Origin of the sequence: Maribacter antarcticus DSM 21422 (genome assembly GCF_000621125.1) — a bacterium.
GTDB classification, from domain to species: domain Bacteria; phylum Bacteroidota; class Bacteroidia; order Flavobacteriales; family Flavobacteriaceae; genus Maribacter; species Maribacter antarcticus.
The window spans coordinates 164,631-187,903 of the sequence record NZ_JHZC01000008.1 but is presented as its reverse complement, the minus strand read 5'-3'; the positions used below and the strand labels follow the sequence as shown (position 1 = coordinate 187,903).

Here is a 23,273-nt window from a genome sequence, read left to right as displayed (position 1 = left end):
CGATATGAAAAAACTATATTTAGTGTTTATAGCGCTACTTTCAGTACTAGCAGTACAGGCGCAAGTAGACCGTAGTAAAATGCCAGAACCAGGACCCGCTCCCAAAATTAACTTTAAAGAGCCCCAGAGTTTTAAGCTTAAAAACGGTGTTAACGTATTGGTGGTTGAAAATCATAAATTACCAAGAGTTTCCATACAGCTGACTATAGATAACCCACCCATATTAGAAGGAAACAAGGCCGGTGTTTCTAGTATGGCTGGAAGCCTTATGGGAAATGGATCAAAGAACATACCTAAGGATGCGTTTAATGAGGAAATAGATTTCCTTGGGGCTAGAATGAGTTTTGGGAGCCAAGGTGCCTACGCCAGTTCTTTATCAAAATATTTTCCAAGGATGATGGAGCTTATGGCTGATGCCGCCATTAATCCGAATTTCACACAAGAGCAATTTAATCAGGAAAAAGAAAAGATTGTTACAGCCCTCAAAACCCAAGAAAAAGATGTTGCTGCAATAGCTTCCAGAGTGCAACTAGCTTTGAGTTATGGAAAACACCATCCTTACGGGGAGTTTACAACCGAAGCTACGGTAAGCAATATAACACTTGCAGATACTGAAAGATTTTACCGTAATTACTTTGTCCCCGCTAATGCCTATTTGATTGTTATTGGGGATGTAGAATTCAAAGATGTACAGAAAATGTGCGAGGAGTATTTTACCCCTTGGACGAAAGCGGCACCACCATCATTTAGTTTTTCTAAGCCAAGTGATGTGCAGTACACGCAAATCAATTTCGTTGATATGCCTAATGCTGTACAATCAGAAATCTCCGTTCAGAACATGGTAAACTTAAAGAGGAAGGATGAAGATTATATTGCAGCACTATTAGCTAACCAAGTTTTAGGTGGTGCTAGTGAAAGTAGATTGAACCTTAATTTGAGAGAAGATAAAGGCTATACCTATGGTTCATACTCGAGTATTGGAAGTGACAAATATGCTTCGTCAACGTTTAGTGCAACCGCCAAGGTAAGAAATATAGTTACAGATAGCTCGGTAGTTGAAATTCTGAAAGAAATAGAGCTCATTAATACAGAACCTATTAGCGAAAAGGAGTTAAGTAGAGCGAAAGCAAAATACGCAGGAAGCTTTATCATGAATTTAGAAAACCCGCAGACCATTGCAGGTTATGCTTTAAACATTGAAACTGAAGACCTTCCCAAAGACTTTTACAAAACTTTTTTAGAAAAACTGGAAAAAGTGAGTAAAACAGACGTTGAAAACGCCGCTAAAAAATACTTCAGCGTTACAAACGCAAGAGTGGTAGTCATTGGAAAAGGAAGCGAAATTTTGGACAACTTGGAAAAAGCGAACATAAATGGCTCCAAGATCCCTGTATTATTTTTTGACAAAACTGCAGAGAAAGCAGAAAAGCCAGACTACAGTGCTGTAATTCCGGAAGGTCTAACAGCCACAAGCGTCATAGAAAAATACATAGAGACTATTGGTGGAAAAACTGCGTTGGAAAAACTGGAGTCCTACTATATGGTGGCTACGGCAGAGATGCAAGGAAGGAAAATGGAGATGAAAATGAAGAAGACCTCTAAAGGTCAATTTATGCAGGATATTAAAATGGAGGGGAATTCCGTGAGCAAACAAGTCTTGGACGGAGATAAGGGCTATATAATAGCTCAAGGACAGCGAAAGGATTTTTCTGCAGAGGAAGTTTTAAAAGTCAAAGAAGAATCCGCCCCTTTCCCTGAGCTAAAGTATCTTACCGCTGGATATGTTACCTTAGCAGGTACCCAAGCCGTAGGCGGTAAAAAAGCCTACGTGGTAAAAATAGGCGATAAGAAAACAGCGTATTACGACATGGAGACCGGGCTAAAACTACAAGAAGTACATACAATGAAAATACAAGGACAGCAGGTACAACAAACGTTCCTGTTCGACGACTATAAGGAAGTATCGGGCATCTTATTTCCGTTTAAACTTACACAGCATATGGGCCCACAAAATATTGACTTTATCTTCTCTGAAATAAAAGTGAACGATGGGGTTTCTAACTCAGATTTTGAATAATAACGCAATACATTGCAAAAAAAAATCCCACGCTACGGTGGGATTTTTTATTTTAAAGAACACTTATCCAATCTTTCTGACCTTGGCCTCGCCAATAATAATACCGTTATCCACATCTGGATCACCTTCGTAGTTAATAGTTGTCTCTCCGTAACACGTAACTTTTAATCGATCTGAAACCTTTACTCTAAAATTACTTTGTCCATAGGCAGTAATCTTGGTTTCCTCATTTTCCATTCCAATAGTATTTACTTCACTTTCACCGTAGGCTCTAAAGACTTGACGTTCTACATTACCTTTTGCTATTTCTAAATACGAAGAACCATAAATAGCGACCGTAAGCTCATTCAACACCAAACCTTCAAAATATACTTTAGTTTCTCCGTAAAGTGATATTTTAAGTTCATCTTCAGTTAAATCGCTCTTACATTTTACTATTTCTTCGCCTCGTATAGAAAGATTCTTTAATGTTTTATAAGTGATAGTGGCCGTAGCCATGGTGCCGTTATAAATAGCTCTTTTTCCCTTCCATTTATCAGAAGAAACCCGTTCTGACTTTGTAACTGTCTTTGCGCCATCCAAATAGACCCGCAAGGTATTCCCTTCTACTTCGACATTAATCTTATCCATGGAAACCTTCGCGTTTTCTATTGCAACGGAGGTCTCATTTCCTGCAACGAGGTTTACTTCTATATGTGGACTAATAATAACCTTGTCAAAATTCTTAACGTTAAAGATTTTCTCTTGTGCAGTGCTCGATGTAATGGTAAAAATTACCACTAAAAACGTTAGACTTACTGATTTCATATTGGCTCGTTTTTAAATTGATTTCCACTTAAAGACTAACATAACTATTGTTTGTTACAGTGAGGGATAAAATTAAGTTGCTTTTTTCTTTTTTTTATTCACCAAATAGACCCCTGCCAAAATCAAGAGCGATGCCCCAAATTGTTCCAAGGCAAATGCTTCACCATCCATAATACCCCAGAATATCCCCACAATAGGTATCAAATAGGTCACCGATACAGAGAAAACAGGACTAGAAATCTGTATCAATTTATTGAACAGTACCTTGGCGATACTAGTGCCAATAACACAAAGTAAGACAATATAGCCAAGGGAACTCCAAAAGAAATCTCCGGAAACAACTACGGAATTAAAGGTTCCTGCAATAGGTAAGAGTGCTAGGCCTGGTAAAAGGATACAAACAAAGTTCCCAACTGCAATTCCCATAGGACTAACTCCTTGTAATTTACTTTTGATGATATTGGCATTACTCGCATAACAAATCGTTGCTATAACTACTAAGCCGGCATACCAGTAATTTTGTTCTGGATTCATACTACTGCCAAAAACCACCAACAACAAAGCACCAAGTAAGCCTACCAAAACGCCCAATAACTGATTTCTTGTAAACGAAATCCCAAAAGCAAAAAGACCAACAAACAACGTGAACAAAGGCACTAAAGAATTTAAAACTGCCGTTACACTACTATCGATTTCAGTTTGCGCAAAAGCAAAGAGGAACATAGGAAAAAAGCTGCCTACAAAACCCGAGAGGGCCAGCCACTTCCAGTCCTCTTTTTTAATAGTTTTTAAAGACTTGAAGCCTATAAGCAATAAAAGACCTCCGGCTATGATAATACGAAGAGAAACTAATTGCAAAGGGGCAAACCCTTCTAAACCTTTTTTTATTAATATATAGGAAGTACCCCAAATGAACGATAAAATAACAAGGTAAAACCATTTGCGTTGTTGAAGACTCACAGTACTTAAATTTTTTTACAAAAGTGAGACTTATTTATGAGTAAAAAATAAAGGTGTTCGCGTATTTAATGTAATTTTTCCTCTGTTTTCTAAATTAACCTACCATACCTGTATCTGTTTTATCAAGAGCATCTCCAAATCAAAGATTAGAAAAACGCATTAATTTTAAGATCAAGCTACTAAGTGCGTTTTCAATATTTGGTATCTTTACAAGACTATCAGGGTTTACATGTGTCTTTTACAAATAAAAACCCTTAATTAATAAAAAATCTAACGCATGAAGCTGTTTATAAGCTTTTTAACCTTGTTTCTTGTTGTCAGCATGTCTTATAGTCAAGAAAATGAAAACGATTCACTAACCAGCCAAGAACAAAAATTAAGCAATGCTGTTATGGGTATTGAGGGTATGGCTTGCCAAAAAGGATGTGCAGATAAAATCGCTATGAATTTAACAAATACGGCAGGTGTAATTTCAGCAGTAGTGAGCTATGAAACAAAGGAAGCTGTAATTAAGTTCAAGTCAGATTACGTATCCGTATTAGCATTGAAATCGGTTATTACCAGCACCAAGGTAAAAGAGTATGTTTATACTATAAATACAGTTACCCTAAAAAATAAATAAAAATGAAAAAAATAACGGTATTGCTAGTAATAGCTTGTTTACTTACTGTTTTTTCTTGTAAAGAAGAAAAAACAGCCAAAAGTCCATCTCAAATGCAACAGGTGATGGCCGTACATGATGAGGTAATGCCAAAAATGAGCAAATTAGGTCAGCTTGTTGGAAAACTAAAGCCTATTGCCGATTCTCTTGGTATGGATTCCCCACAAGGCAAAGCAATGCGTGACTTACAAGACGCCAACAAATCCATGATGGATTGGATGCAAGGTATTGGTAAGCGATTTGACGCCGATGAAATCATGAAAGGCAAAGCACTTACTGAGGAAAAACAAAATTGGCTGGACAAAGAGGAAGAAAAGGTGAACGCAGTAAAGGAAGAAATAAACTCTAGTATAGCGAATGCTGAGGCCTTGCTAAATGCCGCTAATTAATCTTTTCCCACCAGCTATCCTTAGTAAAATCTGGCGTATTGATATAAATTGGCACTCCGATTTTTGGGACTACGACAGGAATTCCTAACGCTAATGCTTTTTTAGAAACCCTTTCAACTGGTTCAGTCCACGGGTGAAGCGCTAGTTTAAATGCGCCCCAATGAATGGGCATTATCGTAGTTGCTTTAACGTCAAGACCTGCTTGAGCGGTTTCCTCCGGAATCATATGTATTTCCTTCCAGAGTTCGTTGTACTGTCCGCATTCCATCATAGCAAAATCAAAAGGGCCTAAACGCTCACCTATTTCTTTAAAGTGAGGTCCATAGCCACTATCACCGCTAAAAAATATATTATCCTTGTCAGATTGTATAACCCAACCACTCCATAAGGTCTTTCCTCCATCCGTCAGTCCACGGCCGGAAAAATGTTGGGCTGGTGTGCTTTTAAATTTAAGTCCTTTGTATGCTACCTCATCCCACCAGTCTAGCTCCATAATCTTAGTCTCAGCAACTCCCCATTCTGCTAAGTGAGCGCCAACACCCAAAGGAGTATAGAACATATCAACGTTATCTTTCAGCAGTTGAATAGAACCGTAATCCAAATGATCATAATGATCATGGGAGAAAATAACAGCATCTATTTTAGGTAGTTTTTCTATTTCAATAGGCAGTGATTTACTAAATCGTTTACCACCCAACATAGGATGCGGGGCAGGCACATCCCCAAACATAGGGTCAATTAAGATATTATTGCCCTCTATTTGTAAGAGGAAAGTAGAATGCCCAAACCATACCAAGCGTGATGAACCTGAGTAATTGACAATGTCCATCGAGTCAATTTTCGAAACTGTAATATCTATAGTAGGAACAGTATTTGGATTTTCTGCAAAATAACCGCCAATCATTTTTATGAATTTGCCAAAACTCATATCCATTTTAACATTGCCAATATTTCTGAAGACTCCATCCTTATAGTTGGAAGATCGAGCGTAGGTTTCTCTTTGTTTTTTGGAAGGGGGGCTGCCAAACTCAGGACTTAGATTAACGAATAAGGCCACACCAATTATTAGAATAAATAATAAACCTACTAGAAATTGTATCATTTTTTTAAATACCTTTTTAAATTTTAATTTCAATGGTTTACATGATTTTATTTGGGCACATTTTACCCGTATTATTCCGGAGATTATCCTCATTGGAATAATAACGCTTATCCCTTTCTTTAAAAGGGTAAGTTATTCAAATCCACATTTCCACCAGAGATTATAATCCCGACCTTTTTATTTCTATAAACCTCTGGAAACTCTGACGCATCTCTAAGCAAGGCTGCCACAGTTACTGCACTAGAAGGTTCAATAATAATCTTCATACGCTCCCAAACCAAGCGCATGGCGGCAATTATTTCATTTTCGGTTACCCGTATGATTTTAGAAACATGCTTTTTGATTATGGGAAAATTCTTGTCGCCCAAGGTTGTTTTGAGTCCGTCTGCAATTGTATTTGCCGTATCGTTACCCTCTATTTCTCCGCTTATTAAAGAACGGTAAGCATCGTCGGCTTCAAATGGTTCTCCGCCTATAACTTGGCAATTGATTCCAAAATGTATCGCAGCTAAAGAAGACCCTGCAATGAGTCCACCACCTCCAACAGGACAAAAGATAAAACGAAGTTTAGGCTCCTCTCTTAATAATTCCAATGCGGCAGTACCCTGGCCCATAATTACATTCTCATCATTTGAGGGGTGTAAAAAAGTAGCACTGGTTTTTTGGCCAATTTCATCTGCCATGGCCTGCCGTGCTGCTAAAGTAGGCTCACATTTATAGATGTGTCCGCCATATTCCCTTACCCCAACTCTTTTAATCTCGGGAGCGGAAGAAGGCATTACAATATGTGCGGTTATGTCAAGACTTTTTGCTGCCAGAGCAACGGCTTGTGCAAAATTTCCAGAAGAATGTGTGACCACCCCATTTTTTCGTTGGGCGTGGGTCAAAAGTAACATGGCGTTTGTAGCTCCCCTTATTTTATAAGCGCCAGCCCGTTGAAAATTTTCACATTTGAAATAGACAGATGTACCTATAATTTGGTTGATAGCACTAGAAACCATAACGGGGGTATTATGAACATATGGTTCAATTCTATCATATACTTCCAAAAGGTTTTGCTTTTGCATTAGGGCTATTTTAATTCCTTCCACCGAAGAGTTTCCATAATGTTACGAATATCGTTTTGAAGATAGGCCGCTGCAGGAAGTATGGAATCGTAATTAGGTTTGGTATAAAAGTAAACCGAACCTGTTAAAAAATGGGTAGTACTATCTGTTACAAAAAACTGAGTTTGCGAGGCAGCATTCCCCTGTACCTCAAATAAAGAACCGTATACTTTTGATTCTGAATTTACAAAAGGCTGCTCTACGATATTATCGGCCTTGACCGCATGTTCATAGCTCAATCGCTTCGCGTCTTGCGTCAATTTGTCCAAATCATTATCTAATTGCCTGTAGCTCAAAAAAATAGCGCCTTTCATCTCAGGATATTCCAAGGTATACGCCATATCCTTGTTTTTCTTAGGGTTGGCTAACTGGTTATAATTGATAGAAAAATTAGCAGTCTCCAAAGTGGCCAATTGCCCTTGGGCGTATTCTAATCGTATTTGTGCTTTTGGTTTTGGAATTGGGGACTCCTCCTTACATCCTATAATAAAAACAAAGCACAAAAGACAAAAGACAAAATATTTACAATTCATGCGGCAACGTAACTTTAATTTGTTTTAATCTCTTCTTATCCAAGCTTTCTACCACAAACCTAAAATCTCCAAACAAAACCTCCTCACCCCTTTTTGGAAAACTTCTAGCAATTTCCAGCACAAAACCAGCTATGGTTTCCGACTCTCCTTTATTTTCTTCAAAATTAGTTTCGTCCTCTATTTTCACCACCCTATAAAAATCCTTTAGCGTGGTTTTCCCTTCAAAAACGTAATTCAGGTCATCCAACTTAGAAAAAACAAGGTCTTCATCATCGAACTCATCACTGATATCCCCAACAATTTCTTCGATAATATCTTCTAAGGTAACGATTCCAGATGTACCCCCATACTCATCTACAACTACGGCTAGATGATTTTTTTTAGCTTGAAATTCTGCCAGTAGATCATCTAGTTTTTTATTCTCGGGCACAAAGTAGGGTTCGCGAATCAAAGTTATCCAGTTAAACGATTTACGATCCAGATACGGCAAAACATCCTTCACATATAAAACACCCAAAACATTATCAATATTTTCAGAAAATACAGGGATTCTAGAATATCCGTTTTGCCTTATTTCTCCTAGAACTTCGGGAAATTTCATTTGATCGTTCAAGCAAAAAATATCTATTCGTGGGCGCATTACTTGTTTGGTATCCGTATTCCCAAAATTTACGATACCCTCTAATATTTTCTGCTCTTCTTTAGTAGTATCACCTTCTGAGGTAAGCTCCAGGGCTTGTGACAAATGATCAACGCTAAGACTAGATTTTTCCTTTCCCAATTTATTGTAAAGAAAAATAGTTCCGGAACGCATCGGTAAACTTAGTGGTGAAAATAGAAAATCCAAGGTTCTTAACGGATAGGCCATAAAATTAGAAAAACTCATCCTATTTCTATTGGCGTAAACCTTTGGTAATATCTCGCCAAACATCAATATTAAAAAAGTAGCAACAATTACTTCTAAAATAAAACGAAGAGAAACCAATCCAAAGAGAACCTCGGTTATATTAAAAAACAAAGTGTCCCCTATCATATTAAAAAGTAATACGATACCAATATTAATGGCATTATTGGCAATTAGTATGGTCGCCAATAGTTTTTTAGGCCTTTCCAACAACGTTACAAGAATATTACTTTGGGGTGTATTTTGCTCGTTTATTGTATTGATTTCTGTAACAGAAAGGCCAAAAAGAGCCACCTCTGCACCTGAAATCAGCGCCGAACAAGATAGCAATACAATCAGTACCAAAATATTGCCCGCGAAAGCTCCATCCATTACCAAAAAATTGAGCATATAACTTAAAGGGTCAGAATCCAATGGTCAGTTTTATAGTTTTAAAAGGGAAGGTCATCTTCCTGTTCAGGTTCGCTAGTACTGGTGGCCGCGTTCTGTTGAACTGGAGGATTCAAGGGTGTCGCGGTAGTGCCTGAAGACTGCGCTTGATTGTTTGCCATACTATCCTTCTTGGTAGAAAGAAAGGTGAATTCCTGTACATGCACCTCTGTAGTATATCTTGTGTTACCATCTTCGCCCTGCCATTGTCTATTCTTTAGTCTGCCTTCAACATATACCTTATCACCCTTACTTAAATATTTTTCACAAATCTCCGCTGCCTTGTTACGTACAACAATGTTGTGCCAATCGGTGTTGGTCACACGCTCACCAGTCTGTTTACTAGTATAGGTTTCATTGGTAGCAATTGGAAACCTACCAATACTCCCACCACCCTCAAAGTAGTGCATTTTAATCTCATCGCCCAAATGCCCAATCAGCATTACCTTATTTAATGTACCACTCATATCAATAATTTCTAGAGTTCAAAAATACTAAAATTTAAATGCATTCATAAAGGTGGATATCAAAACCGGAACAGGATATTTTTCCAAATTGCTAACAGGAACGGCATTGGCTATAGGATTATCAATTTCTATAATCCAAAATTTTGTAAATAAATGCTGATGGGACAACTTATGCACGACAGAATCCGAATTAAACAAAGTAATTGTTGGTTGTCCTTTCAGCTCCAGAACTTCACTATATACTTTTTCGATGGCTTTAATATCGATTTCATCCTCCGACTCCAATAAAGGAAACTCCCATAAGTTCTGCCATATTCCCTTTCCAGTTCGTTGTTTAATCACCGTACATTTTAGTCCATTTTTATCAACAAAAAATGGCACCAAATAATTAAAGAAGCGTGTTTTAACCTTTATCTTCTTTAATTTTACTGGTAAGCTATCCGTTTTCCTTTCTTTTAATGCTATGCATCCATTTTGCAATGGGCAGTTTGTACAATTCGGATTTTTAGGGGTACATTGTATGGCTCCAAACTCCATTATCCCTTGATTATAATCCCCTACATTACTTACGTGTAATACTTCTTGTGCTAATTTTTTAAAGTATTTTATACCCTCCGTGCTATTAATTGCTGTAGCTATACCAAAATAACGCGATAATACGCGATACACGTTACCATCTACGACCGCTTGGCGTTCATTAAAACAGATAGAGGAAATTGCACTTGCCGTATAATCCCCTACACCTTTGAGCGTCATAAGTTTTTCGTAAGTATTAGGAAACTCACCCCCATAATCATCTACCACCATTTTTGCAGAGGTATGCAAATTCCGTGCTCTGGAATAATACCCCAGCCCCTGCCATAATTTCAACACGGTTTCTTCCTTTGCTTTCGCTAAATCTGTTACTTTGGGAAAGGCTTTAACAAAACTTAAATAATAGGGTGTTCCTTGCGCCACTCGGGTTTGCTGTAGTATGATTTCAGATAGCCATATTCGATAAGGGTCGGTTGATTCACGCCATGGTAAATCGCGCTTATTTTTGCCGTACCAATCTAGAATTTTAACCGAAAAAACCATCAACTTTAATACTAAGGGATAAAAGTAGCAGTTTATATACTTAAAATTAGCCCTTTAGAAAGAAATATTGAATTTAATTTATATATTTGCATCCCGAAAAAATACAGTAAATCTAATAACGAAAGATGACGAAAGCGGAAATTGTATCTAAAATCTCAGACAAGCTGGGAATTGAAAAAGGAGATGTACAGGCGACTGTTGAATCCTTCATGGAAGAGGTGAAAACATCTTTGGAAAGTGGCGACAATGTGTACCTTAGAGGTTTTGGAAGTTTTATTATTAAAACTAGAGCAGAAAAAACCGGAAGAAATATTTCTAAGAACACAACGATTAAAATACCAGCCCACAATATACCTGCATTCAAACCTGCAAAGGTTTTTGTAGAAGGAGTAAAGAGCAACGTACAAGTTAAATAATAATCTTAAAAGAATAATTCTATGCCGAGTGGTAAGAAAAGAAAGAGACATAAGGTAGCGACACACAAGCGCAAAAAGCGCAGAAGAGCTAACCGACACAAGAAAAAGTAGTTTTAAAACTACTTTTTCTTTTTACCATGTTCCTTGACATAGAGGTTCCAAAGATGAACCTCGGCAGGTTTGTAAAAATCTGTTTATGATACTGTTTAATCAATTTATCTAGCTTACAATTGTAAGCGCTGATAAGTACAAATAAAATCAGGTGAATAGAGAATTAATCGTAAGATCTAGTTCCGATGCCGTCGATTTTGCCTTACTAAAGGACGGAAAACTCACTGAGCTTTATAAAGAAGAGGACAATAACGATTTTTCCGTTGGTGATATTTTTTTAGCCAAGATACGGAAGCCAGTAACAGGTCTCAACGCTGCATTTGTAAACGTTGGATATGAAAAGGATGCATTCTTGCATTACCACGACCTTGGTCCACAGTTGTCTTCTATGTTAAAGTTCATAAAACAAGTGAGCTCTGGAAAACTTAAGGATTACTCCCTTAAAGATTTTCCTTCTGACAAAGACATTGATAAGCATGGTGTAATAACGGATGTCGTTAAAGCCAATCAATCTCTTCTAGTGCAAATTGTCAAAGAACCCATATCCACCAAAGGACCAAGAATTAGCTCCGAGCTATCTATAGCAGGTCGCTATTTGGTCATGGTCCCTTTTTCTAATCGTGTTTCCGTATCTCAAAAGATAGAAAGTAACGAGGAAAAAGATAGGCTTAAAAGACTCGTAAAGAGTATTAAGCCAAAAGGATTTGGTGTTATTATAAGAACAGTTGCCGAAGGCAAAAAAGTAGCAGAATTAGACAAAGATCTAGAAAACTTGCTGGACAAATGGTCCGCAATGTGCAAAAAATTATATCGCGCACAAACACCTTCTAAAGTATTAGTGGAGCTCAATCGAGCTTCCTCTATTTTAAGAGATGTTTTCAACGACAGCTTTACCGGAATACATGTAGATAATGCTGATTTATACAATCAGGTAAAAGATTATGTGGTAGAAATTGCCCCTGATAAAGAGTCGATTGTTAATCATTATGATTCTCAAGTTCCAATATTTGAAAAATTTGGCATAGACAGACAAATAAAAACCTCTTTTGGCCGTACAGCGGTAATGAGTAGAGGTGCCTATTTGATTATTGAACATACCGAAGCTTTGCATGTAATAGATGTGAACAGCGGTAACCGTTCCAATAAAGCAAAAAATCAGGAAGATACTGCACTAGAGGTGAATTTAATTTCAGCTTCCGAAATCGCAAGGCAACTTCGCCTAAGAGATATGGGAGGTATCATTGTCGTAGATTTTATAGACATGGTAAAAGCACAGCACCGAAAAAAGCTTTTTGAACATCTAAGGGATGAGATGAAAGACGATCGTGCCAAGCATAAGATTTTGCCGCCGAGTAAATTTGGTCTTATCCAAATTACCAGGCAACGTGTTAGACCTGAAATGAATATTAAGACAACGGAAGAGAATCCTAACCAAAAAGGTCAGGAAATAGAGGCTCCCATTGTTTTGATAGACAAAATCAACGCAGATCTAGAGCGACTTTTAAAAGGCCCTGCAAAGGACAAGAAGCATATTACTTTAAATATACATCCGTTTATTGCAGCCTATATCACAAAAGGTTTCCCATCGATGCGTACCAAGTGGTTCTTGGAGCATAAAAAATGGATTAAAATACAACCAAGAGATGCGTATACGTATCTTGAATATCGTTTTAAGAATAAGGACGGTAAAACAATCTATTAAAAATTTAAAGCGACCCCGAAAGGAGGTCGCTTTTTTTATTTGTAGGGTAATCAATTCTCTCTAATTGTTTAACTTGTAAACAGCATCGCATCTTAGATATAACTGGTTGAAATAATAAAAACACTTGAATACAAAAAGAATCAATAGCACTGCCTACTCCCTAAAAGAAGCCACCAGAAAACTTGAAGGTTACTGCGCTTACCAAGAGCGTTGCCACAAAGAGGTAACAACCAAACTAAGGGATATGGATATGATTCCCATCGCCATAGATGAAATCATCGGACACTTGATACAAGAGAATTTTTTGAACGAAGAACGCTTTGCCTGTAGTTTTGCCCGAGGTAAATTCAATATAAAAAAGTGGGGAAAAAATAGAATTGTAAACGAACTTAAACAGCGTGATATTACAAAATACAATATCAAGATAGCACTAAAGGAAATAGATGCCGAAATCTATTTGGAAACTTTAGAGCAACTTGCTGAAAAACGGGTTGGACAGCTTACAGAGACCAACGTATTCAAGAAACGTAAAAAAGTGGCAGATTATCTTCTATATAGAGGATGGGAAAGCCCCTTAGTATATGAAATAACCAAGAGGCTTATACCTTAATATTTTAAATGGGCAGTCTCAAGATTGAATACTGCCCCTATTCCATATATAAACTGATTGTTCAACAGTTGCTCATTTGAAAGTGTTCCGTTTTCGTATTTTGCAAAGGGTATGGAGAATTCAGTGAAGACTCCAAAACCATCGCTAAAAAAATAATGACCTCCTACATGTCCGCCAAACTATCTCAGAGACAGCTTAAGTCTTGGATAGATGTCCACTACATCCCCAAGATTAAGAACGTTCCCAATATTAACATTGAATCTAGCTATTAAATTAATTCCATCGACAAAACCCACATCAATATCTGAATTTGATCCTAAAACATAACCCTAGGAAAGACCTATTGAAAAATTTTCTCCCAAACCCTTATCGTAAGTAGTCGTTATCCCAGCGCTATTTGATTGTAAGCTAGCGCATACTTGAAATATTAAATCTCCTTTACCATCAAAAGCTTGTGCGCTCATAGCGGTAACGCCAAAAAACAACACAACAGGCAAACTTAAATTTTACATATGTATTAACATATAATTAGCTTTTAACAGCTACAAATATTTTATCCCCACATCATGTATGTAACAAATTACACCTTAGTTCTTTCTATTGATTTCCTGTTCTTCCAATCAATCCAGTTTTGACCCTTTAATTTTCGCATCAACACATCAAAATGTCTCATTACAAAAATATTATACGCCGCACGGGTTAAATTAAGTGGATTCCTGGCCAAAGCGCGTAGGCTCATTGAAAATCCTGGTGTATTATATTTCATATAATGCCAATAGCCCTCCGGCATATAAAGCACTTCGCCGTGTTTTAAAATGGTGCTATAGCCATTTGCCTTTTTTAACGCGGGCCATTTTTCTAAATCCGGGTTTGAAAAATCGATACTCTCGTGCGTAATAAGCGAATGAGGGACCTTATAAAGATATTTGTTCTGCGATTGCGAAAAGAGAATACACTCCTTTTCCCCTTCAAAATGAAAATGGAAAATATTTGCAAAATCAATATCGTAGTGCATAAAGGTATGAGAGTTCTCCCCGCCAAAAAATAACATAGGCACTTTCCTTAATAATCGTATACCAAAATCTGGATAGCTAAAATCCTTTTGTAGCACTGGGACTTCTTTTAAAACGTTCCAAAGAAAAATTCGAAACTTTGTAGGTTTCTTTTTTAGCAGGTCCACATAGGCTGCCATTTTCATGGTAGCATGTGGCTCGTTGAACCCGTCTTTATGCTGCACTGGGCGATTATCATAGAGCGGAACCATTTTATCTCCAGCTATTTCCTTCATATAGTCTAGGGACCACTTCGAATGCGCTGCCCAGTTGCCATCAAAGGCTTCTATAACAACAGGAATCTGCGGTTTTAAATAGGAAGCAATAAAGTCTTGCTTAGAAATCGACTTTACCCTTGTAATTTCTACTAACTTCAATGTTGCATAGATTTTTAGGAGGCCTAAAGTTAGGTAACCTATAGAAAACAACTAATCTAAAGAGGGAATAATGTAGGTTTAGTCCGTTAATTTAACCTTTTGTTTGGCTATCTCGTTACGTTCAATTTTATGTCCTGGCCTTGTCCATTTTGGCTTTTCTCCTAAGGTTTGAAATTCCGATTCCGAAGCTTCTACCGTTTTGGGCTGGGAAACTTTAGTAAATGGTTTTTGAGGATTAAGACCCAAAAGTTTGAACATTTCCATATCATCGTTCACATTAGGGTTTGGTGTGGTCAATAATTTATCTCCTGCAAAAATAGAATTAGCTCCAGCAAAGAAACACATCGCCTGCCCTTCTCTGCTCATCTCTGTTCTACCTGCTGAAAGCCGTACTTGCGTTTCTGGTAGTACAATACGTGTCGTTGCTACCATCCTAAGCATATCCCAAATAGCTATTGGTTCTATATCTTCCATAGGGGTGCCTTCCACGGGTACCAAAGCATTAATAGGCGTAGACTCTGGTTGTGGACTTAAAGATGCAAGAGCAACGAGCATACCCGCGCGGTCTTCCAGTTTTTCTCCCATTCCTATAATACCCCCACTACAGACCGTAACGTTGGTCTTCCTAACATTCTCTATCGTGTTCAAGCGATCTTCAAAAGCACGTGTAGAAATCACATCTTTATAGTAGTCTTCTGAAGTATCTAAATTATGGTTGTAGGCGTATAATCCAGCTTCCGCCAAACGTTTTGCTTGATTTTCTGTAATCATACCCAAGGTACAACAGACCTCCATATCCAATTTATTAATGGTACGCACCATTTCAAGCACTTGGTCAAACTCTGGACCGTCCTTTACATTTCTCCAAGCTGCTCCCATACATACCCTAGAGCTGCCTGATGCGCGCGCGCGCAAAGCTTGGGCCTTTACATGAGGTACAGTCATTAAATCATTCCCTTTAATATCGGTGTGGTAACGTGCTGCTTGCGGACAATAGCCGCAATCCTCCGGACAACCTCCTGTTTTTATAGAGAGTAAGGTAGATACCTGAACCGTATTAGGGTCATGGTTTTTCCTATGAATGGTAGCTGCATCATAAAGAAGCTCCATCAAAGGGGTATTGTAGATCTCAAGAATTTCTTGTTTGGTCCAATTGTGTCTTGCCTCGCTCATAAAATATTTGATTGTAACTAAGCTCAAAAATAGCTGAATTAGAGTACATATAATAATTTAACGAATTGAAATATATTTAGAATTTTGTTGCCTACACAGATACGGAATCTCTAAAAAGACATCTTAACCTCAGCTAGCGCTTTATTCTTTCTATAAAACACAAATCTTTACAAAACAATCTTCATGAAAATATCTTGAAGCTCTTTTTCTGGATTTTCACATAGCCCTGGGTGGGTTTTAGAGCTTTGGATAATGGTACTTCTCGTTGCTGTCAACCAACGAAACCTATCGGATAATTCTAGCTTTCCAATAGCCCCTCCTAATGGTGCTCCCGCACAAATTAATTCCCATGCCTTTAGATATTCCAATAAATTTTCTACTCCTATCTCGTCCGTAAACGCTTCTAAAAGGTTCTCATTTATTTGATACTTTACATTAAGAAAATTTTTTTGCTTGGAGAAAAGTATGACCCCTACATTAAAAAACTCCTCGCGCTCCACTTTAGGAACGACTCTGATAATGGCATATTCAAATGTACATCTATCTTGCATCCTCCGCTTCTTTAACCAGTAAATCTATCTTAGCTAATTTTACCATAATAAAACGTACATACGCCGCCCTAATCTCTTGAGGTGACATGGTATCTGTTTCATTTATTAGCCAGTCCTCCGGTATGTTGGATACAATCTCGATAATCCTCTTTTTATCTAATAGCTCTATTATTGCTATAGCCGCCTCTAGCAAATCAGTTGCTTGAGATAATAATACATGATCTTTAATAAGTGGAAAAGTCCTTGTTAAATGGCTTTCCCAAGTTTCCCAATTGTGGTGAAAATAAAAACTTGCCCCGTTATCTATAATCCATAATTCTTCATTCCATTTTAACAAATTTGTATTTTTAGCTGTTCGGTCTATATTACTGATAATACTATCCAACAACACAACTTTTGACGCTGTTACACCATCTATTTTAGACGCTAAAGGGTCAAAAGTAATAGCACTTGACAAGAAATGTAATCCTAGATTTAGACCAATACTAAATTTAAGCAAATCCTGAATTTCCTCATCTGGTTCCGTTTTGCTAAACGAGTCATCTAAATTCATAAATACGAGTTCCGGAACTTTTAACCCAATTGAACGCGCAAGTTCTCCTCCAATAAATTCAGCGATAAGAGCCTTCTTTCCTTGACCTGCGCCTCGAAATTTTAACACGTATAAGAATCCATCATCTGCTTTTACAATTGCAGGAAGCGAACCTCCTTCCCTTAAAGGTTTTATATATTGAACTACATCTACGGTACGGATTTCAATTTTATTCATGATATCTGCTATACTAAAACTTAAAAATCAATAATTCTAATGCTTGTACATAATTGTAAATTCTATGAAAAAGACCAAAGAACAAAAGTTCAATAGCCGATATGCTTCCTAATCATACAACATCAATCTACTCCTCCTTCTTCTTAGTAGAAGTTGTTTTCTTAACATCTACCAATTCTTCTTCACTAGTAATATCTTTCCCTTTTAAATACTCTGGCAACGGCATCCCAGCCATATTGAGCATATCCTGTAATGGAGGAACCAACTTGTATAACCCTGAACTAAAGTTAGCGGTAGCATTTTTACCATCTTCCGTTTTTCCGCCAGAATCCCAGACCAGCTAAAGATGGTCAAAAAGCCCATTACGTTTTTAAAGGATAAAAATGGAAACCCTATTCCGGAATCATCTTTTATCTCCACATCCACATCTCCACCTAGGCCATCGGCATCACCACCGAATAAGGTCATGACAATTAGAACTACAAATACGGAAGATGAAATGAGTGCAACGACCCAATAAAATTTTTCAAAAAGCGATAAAGCTTCGAACCATTGTTCCATATCAATTATGGGTTAATTGGTTACTTGAAAGGTACTATTTTATACTATTCGATGAACTTTTAAAAACATCCGAATAGAAAAAATATTGAGATTATTCCTAAACAGGCGATTCAAGTAAAATACTTACCGCATTACCACCAAAACCTACGGCATTCACTAACACTTTATGTATTCTCTTAGGCAAATATTGCTTTTTAATAAATGGAACTGGAATAGCTTTTTGATGTTGCAGCATTAGCACGGCCAATTCTATATTCAACATGCCCGACGCTCCAAACGTATGACCTATTTTCCACTTATTGGTAGTTAAAAAAGGTGTTTTGCTACTAAAAATCTTTTTTATAGCTCGATATTCGGTTTGATCTCCTTTTATAGTTCCAGGTGCGTGCAATACTATTACATCTACTTCCTCTGGTAAAACACCTCCTAAGGCCATTGCGATGGACCGCTGAAAACAAAGTGCATCCGTAGAGATAGAAACATTATGCACTAGAGGCTCCGTAGCGTAACCTAGACCAATAATCATAGCCAACGCATTAGGTACAGCCCCTATCTCTAAGCATGCCATGGCAGCTCCCTCTCCCAAAATCATAGTGTTTTCTGTCTTTTGGAGGTCTAAGGCTTGACACGGGTAGCTTCCGCTTTGCCTGTTTTGAGCGTAGATTTTTAAAGCTTGCATCTGCGCGATGGTAAAGGGTGTTAAGGGTGCTTCGCTTCCGCCTACCAAAAATTTATCGGCCATACCGCTTTGTAACCATGCAATACCGTTCAAAACTGAATGTAATGCCGTAGAACAGGTAATGGAATGCGAAATTTCTGGCCCTTGGGTTTGTAAATCATGGGCTACCCAAGAAGAAATATTACCCAGTGTAGTAGTGGGCGAAGCTAACGTAGTTGTCTTTTTCTCTTGTAAAAACTCTTTATGATACTTTTCAAATAGCGAGGTGGCCCCGCGCGAAGACCCAATATTGATTCCGAAATTATCAGCAGGTTTCCAACCAGCGGTACGTATTGCATTTCTGGCAGAATGTATAGCAAACAAAACGCTATCATCCAGTTTTTTATATTTTGTATCCGATTTCCGTAGTGCATCTACTTTACTTTTTAGATGCTCTGGTAAACATGCTGCCCAAGCTTTCTCACCATTGAACGATTGTTGGCTAAAACAATGATCATCGCTTTGGTAATTCTCCCAGACCTCACCTAAACTATTCCCTAAAGGAGAAATTGAGGCTATTGCTGTTATGGCTATTTTTTCTTTCAAAACCTTAGTTAAAATGTTTCCAATGCTTCCAAAATGGCATCGTATATTTTCTTCAATTGGACATTTGTAATAACAAATGGCGGCAGTATATACACCGTATTCCCAAGAGGCCTTAAGATAACTCCTCGTTGCATAAAGAACTGATAAAGTTTATCGCGCAAGTTACCATAACGTTCCATTTCTATGTTTAGGTCTATTGCCAGTATTACGCCCTTAGAACGGGCATTACCAACTTTTGGATGGTCTTGAACCTCAGCTATAAATTGTTCGTGGGCATTTTTGATATACTGTCGCCGTTCCAAAATTTCGGGTGATTCCAATAAATCCAATCCAGCCAGCACTGCAGCGCATCCTATGGGATGTGCACTAAAGGTATGTGCATGGAAAAAACCTTTGGATACGGCATCGCTTAAAAATCGATCATACACCTCTTGCGAACAGCTCGTAATACTTAACGGGAACATTCCCGCGGTCAGTGCTTTGCTCAAGCACATAATATCAGGTTTATGTTTCATATTCTCAGAAGCGAAATTTTTGCCTGTTTTCCCAAATCCAGTCATGATTTCGTCCGCTATACAAAGAATTTCTGCTTTCTTGCATAGTTCTAGAAGTGTATCTAAACCACTTTCGGAATGGAATTTCATTCCTGCCGCGCCCTGTACCAAAGGCTCGTAAATAAAGGCAGCACAATCGTTTTTTTGAATGATATCTTGGAGCTGCGATACGACTGCATCTAAATTATCTTCTTTTGGAACTGGAATACGCTCCACTTTTAATAAAAAATCAGCGAACGGTCCGTTATAAGAAGAGAGTCCGGACACACTCATAGCGCCGAAGGTATCGCCATGAAAACCATCTTCAAAAGCAATAAGCGTATCACGCTTTTCGCCCTGATTATGATGGTACTGTAAGGCCATTTTTATCCCTGCTTCTACTGCAGTAGAGCCATTGTCATTAAAAAAAATCTTTGCTTGGTTATTTGGCAAAAGTGGTAATAACCTTTCTGATAATTGTACTGCTGGCTCATGGGTAAAGCCACTGAAAAGCACAAAATCCAACTGCTTCATTTGGGCAGTCATAGCATTTATAATATATTCATTTCCATGCCCGTACATACTAGTGTACCAAGAAGCAATACCATCTATATATTCCTTACCTTCTTCATCCCAAAACACAGCTCCCTTTGCTTTAACAATACCCAAAGGGGCTGCTGCCGTTTTATGCTGTGTTAACGGGTGCCAAAGGTGTTTTTTATCTCTTTCAGAAAGATTTTTCAATTGAAGCTATTTTGTTAGACGGGGTTTTACGTATTTTGCAAAGATGGGAAATAAAAACCTTGGACAACTACTAATTATTATTCCATGCTATAATGAATACAGTAGATTACCCATTTCCGAAATTCAAAATTTCCTAACAAAAGAAACAAGGGCCACCCTATTTTTTATTGATGATGCCTCTACCGATAATACTATAGATCGCATAGAAGCATTGGAAAACCAATTCCCCGCTAAGGTCCTAAAATTATCAAATTCAAAAAACTTAGGCAAGGCAGAGTCCATTAGAAAAGTAGTGCGTTATTGCCTAGCGCATAAAATAGGAGAAAACTTTGCCTATTTAGATGCTGATTTAGCCACTAGCTTAGAAGAATGCTATTCGTATTTACAATTTTTAGAAGATGGAAAAACGTTTGTTTTTGCATCTCGAATATTAAAAATAGGATCCATAGTAGAACGGAAATTTTTAAGATTTTTGTCGGGCCGTGTTATCGCATCCTTTATATCCAATCTTCTGGACATAAAAGTATACGACACCCAATGCGGCTGCAAGTTGTTTACGGCTACTATTGCCAAACTTACATTTGACAAACCCTTTATTTCCAAGTGGCTTTTTGATGTTGAGATCTTTAGTAGAATCCTGACACATTATGGGAAACCGCAGGCGTTAGCACTAATGGATGAAATTCCCGTAAAAAAATGGATAGATAAGGGCGACTCCAAAGTTAAGCTATCCTACTTTTTTCGTTTATGGGTAGATTTGTATTGTATTTGGGGTAGTCATAGAAAAAATTTGAATTTAAATGAATAATGGCTTTCTTTCTACAATTATAGAAAAATGTAAAGCATTTGAAAGTAAGACGACCTTCTTACTACTCTTCTTTGCGTCCTTTTTTATTCGGTTCCCCTTTTTTTTTCGAGATTATATAGACCGCGATGAAAGCACTTTTATCCTTGTCGCGCAATCTTGGGTAGAAGGTAATTTACCGTTCACGGAACTCTGGGACGTAAAGCCGCCACTTACCTTTTTCTTTTTTGCCAGCATCATTTATGCTTTTGGCAAGAGTATGATTACCATTCGCCTATTTGGGGTTCTACTGGTGGCCATCAGCTCATTTTTTACGTATAAAATAGGGTTACATCTATCTACTAAAAAAATAGGATTTTGGTGCGCTGTAGGCGCTGTAGTACTACAAAGTTTATTTGGTAGTCTACAAGGTGTGATGTCCGAACATATTACTATGGCATTCTTTATGCCTGCAACCTATATCTTATTGAAAAACCGAAGCTTTTTCATGGTCTTTATTGCCGGCTTGCTTATGGGAATTGCTTTAATGGTCAAGTTAAATATGGCTTATGCCGTTCTCTTTATAGGTCTCTATCTTTTATTTCAATATAGTAAGGAAAAAGAGTATACAAAAGGGTTTTGGAACACGCTGGCATACGGTTTGGGAATACTGATTATCATTAGCCTCACCATACTACCCTATTTTTTAGAGGACCACTTGGAACTTTGGTTCAACTCGGTCGTAAGGGCACCATTGGAGTACTCGGCGGCAAGGCGTTATTCCATTTTAAAATTGACACCTATTCTAGTTATCTTGAGTGCTTTCTTCTTTATTGTATGGAAAAAACGATACATTGATTTTAAAAATCCAATAGTTCAGACTCTTTTTATAGCAATCTTTGGGGTAGTCCTTTCTTTTATAAAGGGTGGTCGAGTAAACGGACATTATTTAATTCAATTACACCCCTTGCTTATTATTTTTATTGGTATCGTAATATCCAAAATTAGTTGGCCCAGAACTGTGCGGTTTAAACAACTACTTTGGGTTCTATTTCTACTTATACCCGTAGAAACCTATCTAGAATATGGAAACATTATTAAAAATAAAATAACCAAGGGAACGTTTTTCAATGGAGAGGGGATTTCTGTCCCAGCCTATGTGACAGAAAATAATCTTGATAAAACAAATATCTTCTTCCTAGAGTATCAAATCGGATATTGGTTTCTTAATGTAAATCCGCCTACGAAAATAGCCACGCATCCCAGCAATATTTGTAAAGACGAAATGTTCGAGTTCTTTGACAACCCTAGAAAAACATCCGTAGAAGAATTAAAATACATCATGGAAGTCCTTCAGCCAAAAACAGTAGTACTTAGAAAAGGCAGACGTATCTTTGATAAGAAAGAAATCGAAGAAAATACTTATATTGAAGCGTATTTGGCTAAGCATTATAACGTGTATGCTGTGGTAGAAAAAGCAGAAATACTACAACGCTTAGAGGGTTTCTAAAATGTTCTTGAACTTCTCGGCATAACCTGATATTACACTTTTATCGAATTTTTCTTCTTCATTAATTCTACCTATCAATGAAACCCCAGTTTTATGCAGAATGATATCCTCTGTAAACGGGTTGGCATCTCCACTGAACAAAACCGAAACATCATAACCTTTTTGTTGCAGCCAGCCGATGGTTAACAAGGTATGATTTATACTACCTAAATAATGCCTGGAAACCACGACTACCTTGTAACTAGGCATAATAATATCAAATATGGTATCCTCTTCGTTTAAGGGAACCAAAATACCCCCTGCTCCTTCTATAACCAAATCATTCTCCGTTTCTGGTTCGTTGATATGAAAGCGATCTATACGGACCCCATCTATCTCCGCGGCCGCATGCGGACTCATAGGCGTTTTAAGCTCATAGCTGCTTGGGTGTATTACCGTTTTGGTATTGGAAATCAGCCTTGCCACTTTATGACTATCCGTATTATCCAAATCGCCTGCTTGTATTGGTTTCCAATAATCGGCCTGTAAAGCCTCGGTAATTATTGCTGACGCTATAGTTTTACCTACTTCTGTGGATATTCCGGTAACAAAAATTTTTTGCATG

At 37.7% G+C, this 23,273-nt stretch carries 24 protein-coding genes and 1 pseudogene; 8 read left to right on the top strand and 17 right to left on the bottom strand.

The features are described from left to right. Window positions 1-4: 4 nt before the first annotated feature. Window positions 5-2,077, top strand: coding sequence for a M16 family metallopeptidase (locus Q360_RS0109320; RefSeq protein ID WP_027076854.1), 2,073 nt, complete (start codon window positions 5-7; stop codon window positions 2,075-2,077). A gap of 63 nt (window positions 2,078-2,140) precedes the next feature. On the opposite strand, the gene Q360_RS0109315 is transcribed toward Q360_RS0109320, so the two are convergent. Then, window positions 2,141-2,884, bottom strand: coding sequence for a head GIN domain-containing protein (locus Q360_RS0109315; protein WP_027076853.1), 744 nt, complete (start codon window positions 2,882-2,884; stop codon window positions 2,141-2,143). A 72-nt stretch (window positions 2,885-2,956) separates the two neighbouring features. After that, window positions 2,957-3,844, bottom strand: a complete 888-nt coding sequence (locus tag Q360_RS0109310) for a DMT family transporter (RefSeq protein ID WP_027076852.1) — start codon at window positions 3,842-3,844, stop codon at window positions 2,957-2,959. A 277-nt stretch (window positions 3,845-4,121) separates the two neighbouring features. On the opposite strand from Q360_RS0109310, the gene Q360_RS0109305 reads away from it, so the two are divergent. Beyond that, the gene (locus Q360_RS0109305; RefSeq protein WP_156950068.1) at window positions 4,122-4,466 is read left to right on the top strand and encodes a heavy-metal-associated domain-containing protein; all 345 of its coding nucleotides are present in this window, start codon (window positions 4,122-4,124) and stop codon (window positions 4,464-4,466) included. Between the two features lie 2 nt (window positions 4,467-4,468). After that, entirely contained in the window at window positions 4,469-4,894 is a 426-nt protein-coding gene (locus tag Q360_RS0109300; protein WP_027076850.1) for a hypothetical protein, read from the top strand. Here Q360_RS0109300 and Q360_RS0109295 read toward each other — a convergent pair. The 6 genes from Q360_RS0109295 to mutY all read right to left on the bottom strand — a co-directional run bounded on the left by Q360_RS0109295 (window position 4,887) and on the right by mutY (window position 10,512). Continuing rightward, a complete protein-coding gene (locus Q360_RS0109295) occupies window positions 4,887-5,996 on the bottom strand; it encodes an MBL fold metallo-hydrolase (protein ID WP_027076849.1) in 1,110 nt (369 codons plus the stop codon). The genes Q360_RS0109300 and Q360_RS0109295 overlap by 8 nt on opposite strands. Window positions 5,997-6,115: 119 nt before the next feature. Further along, window positions 6,116-7,063 carry a pyridoxal-phosphate dependent enzyme gene (locus Q360_RS0109290; protein ID WP_027076848.1) on the bottom strand — a complete coding sequence of 316 codons (948 nt, stop codon included), beginning with the start codon at window positions 7,061-7,063 and terminating at the stop codon, window positions 6,116-6,118. A gap of 5 nt (window positions 7,064-7,068) precedes the next feature. After that, complete coding sequence (gene gldD, locus Q360_RS0109285; protein WP_027076847.1) at window positions 7,069-7,635, bottom strand: gliding motility lipoprotein GldD; 567 nt, start codon at window positions 7,633-7,635, stop codon at window positions 7,069-7,071. Beyond that, the gene (locus Q360_RS0109280; protein ID WP_027076846.1) at window positions 7,625-8,953 is read right to left on the bottom strand and encodes a gliding motility-associated protein GldE; all 1,329 of its coding nucleotides are present in this window, start codon (window positions 8,951-8,953) and stop codon (window positions 7,625-7,627) included. The genes gldD and Q360_RS0109280 overlap by 11 nt, the downstream gene beginning before the upstream one ends. Before the next feature lie 17 nt (window positions 8,954-8,970). Then, window positions 8,971-9,435 carry a single-stranded DNA-binding protein gene (locus tag Q360_RS0109275; protein ID WP_027076845.1) on the bottom strand — a complete coding sequence of 155 codons (465 nt, stop codon included), beginning with the start codon at window positions 9,433-9,435 and terminating at the stop codon, window positions 8,971-8,973. A 27-nt stretch (window positions 9,436-9,462) separates the two neighbouring features. Then, the gene (mutY, locus tag Q360_RS0109270) at window positions 9,463-10,512 is read right to left on the bottom strand and encodes an A/G-specific adenine glycosylase (RefSeq protein WP_027076844.1); all 1,050 of its coding nucleotides are present in this window, start codon (window positions 10,510-10,512) and stop codon (window positions 9,463-9,465) included. Between the two features lie 125 nt (window positions 10,513-10,637). Here mutY and Q360_RS0109265 point away from each other — a divergent pair, with 125 nt between their 5' ends. From Q360_RS0109265 to Q360_RS0109255, 3 genes are all read left to right on the top strand, one after another. Continuing rightward, window positions 10,638-10,928 carry an HU family DNA-binding protein gene (locus tag Q360_RS0109265; protein WP_013306152.1) on the top strand — a complete coding sequence of 97 codons (291 nt, stop codon included), beginning with the start codon at window positions 10,638-10,640 and terminating at the stop codon, window positions 10,926-10,928. Window positions 10,929-11,190: 262 nt separating this feature from the next. Continuing rightward, the gene (locus tag Q360_RS0109260) at window positions 11,191-12,741 is read left to right on the top strand and encodes an Rne/Rng family ribonuclease (protein WP_027076843.1); all 1,551 of its coding nucleotides are present in this window, start codon (window positions 11,191-11,193) and stop codon (window positions 12,739-12,741) included. 124 nt (window positions 12,742-12,865) lie between these two features. Further along, the gene (locus tag Q360_RS0109255; protein ID WP_027076842.1) at window positions 12,866-13,351 is read left to right on the top strand and encodes a regulatory protein RecX; all 486 of its coding nucleotides are present in this window, start codon (window positions 12,866-12,868) and stop codon (window positions 13,349-13,351) included. Here the strand turns inward: Q360_RS0109255 and Q360_RS27145 are convergent. The 8 genes and pseudogenes from Q360_RS27145 to bioA form a co-directional block, all read right to left on the bottom strand. Then, window positions 13,348-13,815, bottom strand: a pseudogene (locus tag Q360_RS27145) (DUF6646 family protein). The gene Q360_RS0109255 and the pseudogene Q360_RS27145 overlap by 4 nt on opposite strands. A 116-nt stretch (window positions 13,816-13,931) precedes the next feature. Further along, entirely contained in the window at window positions 13,932-14,780 is an 849-nt protein-coding gene (locus tag Q360_RS0109245) for a cupin-like domain-containing protein (RefSeq protein WP_027076841.1), read from the bottom strand. 78 nt (window positions 14,781-14,858) lie between these two features. Continuing rightward, window positions 14,859-15,953 (bottom strand): biotin synthase BioB, encoded by a 1,095-nt coding sequence (gene bioB / locus Q360_RS0109240; RefSeq protein WP_027076840.1) that lies wholly within the window; start codon window positions 15,951-15,953, stop codon window positions 14,859-14,861. A 167-nt stretch (window positions 15,954-16,120) separates the two neighbouring features. Then, the gene (locus Q360_RS0109235; protein WP_027076839.1) at window positions 16,121-16,504 is read right to left on the bottom strand and encodes a DUF3037 domain-containing protein; all 384 of its coding nucleotides are present in this window, start codon (window positions 16,502-16,504) and stop codon (window positions 16,121-16,123) included. Continuing rightward, window positions 16,494-17,273 carry a HipA family kinase gene (locus Q360_RS0109230; protein ID WP_027076838.1) on the bottom strand — a complete coding sequence of 260 codons (780 nt, stop codon included), beginning with the start codon at window positions 17,271-17,273 and terminating at the stop codon, window positions 16,494-16,496. The genes Q360_RS0109235 and Q360_RS0109230 overlap by 11 nt, the downstream gene beginning before the upstream one ends. Window positions 17,274-17,477: 204 nt before the next feature. After that, window positions 17,478-17,834, bottom strand: coding sequence for a hypothetical protein (locus tag Q360_RS27140; protein ID WP_051554647.1), 357 nt, complete (start codon window positions 17,832-17,834; stop codon window positions 17,478-17,480). A 97-nt stretch (window positions 17,835-17,931) separates the two neighbouring features. Next, window positions 17,932-19,098 (bottom strand): beta-ketoacyl synthase N-terminal-like domain-containing protein, encoded by a 1,167-nt coding sequence (locus Q360_RS0109220; RefSeq protein WP_027076837.1) that lies wholly within the window; start codon window positions 19,096-19,098, stop codon window positions 17,932-17,934. 8 nt (window positions 19,099-19,106) lie between these two features. Further along, window positions 19,107-20,375: an adenosylmethionine--8-amino-7-oxononanoate transaminase gene (gene bioA, locus Q360_RS0109215; RefSeq protein WP_027076836.1), complete on the bottom strand. Its 1,269-nt coding sequence runs from the start codon at window positions 20,373-20,375 to the stop codon at window positions 19,107-19,109. A 43-nt stretch (window positions 20,376-20,418) separates the two neighbouring features. Here bioA and Q360_RS0109210 point away from each other — a divergent pair, with 43 nt between their 5' ends. Both Q360_RS0109210 and Q360_RS0109205 read left to right on the top strand, forming a co-directional pair. After that, window positions 20,419-21,183: a glycosyltransferase gene (locus tag Q360_RS0109210; RefSeq protein WP_027076835.1), complete on the top strand. Its 765-nt coding sequence runs from the start codon at window positions 20,419-20,421 to the stop codon at window positions 21,181-21,183. Then, on the top strand, window positions 21,176-22,669 hold the full coding sequence (locus Q360_RS0109205) for an ArnT family glycosyltransferase (protein ID WP_027076834.1): 1,494 nt from the start codon (window positions 21,176-21,178) through the stop codon (window positions 22,667-22,669). The genes Q360_RS0109210 and Q360_RS0109205 overlap by 8 nt, the downstream gene beginning before the upstream one ends. Here Q360_RS0109205 and bioD read toward each other — a convergent pair. Further along, window positions 22,655-23,272 carry a dethiobiotin synthase gene (bioD, locus tag Q360_RS0109200; protein WP_027076833.1) on the bottom strand — a complete coding sequence of 206 codons (618 nt, stop codon included), beginning with the start codon at window positions 23,270-23,272 and terminating at the stop codon, window positions 22,655-22,657. The two genes, Q360_RS0109205 and bioD, sit on opposite strands and share 15 nt — an antisense overlap. Between the last annotated feature and the right edge of the window lies 1 nt (window position 23,273).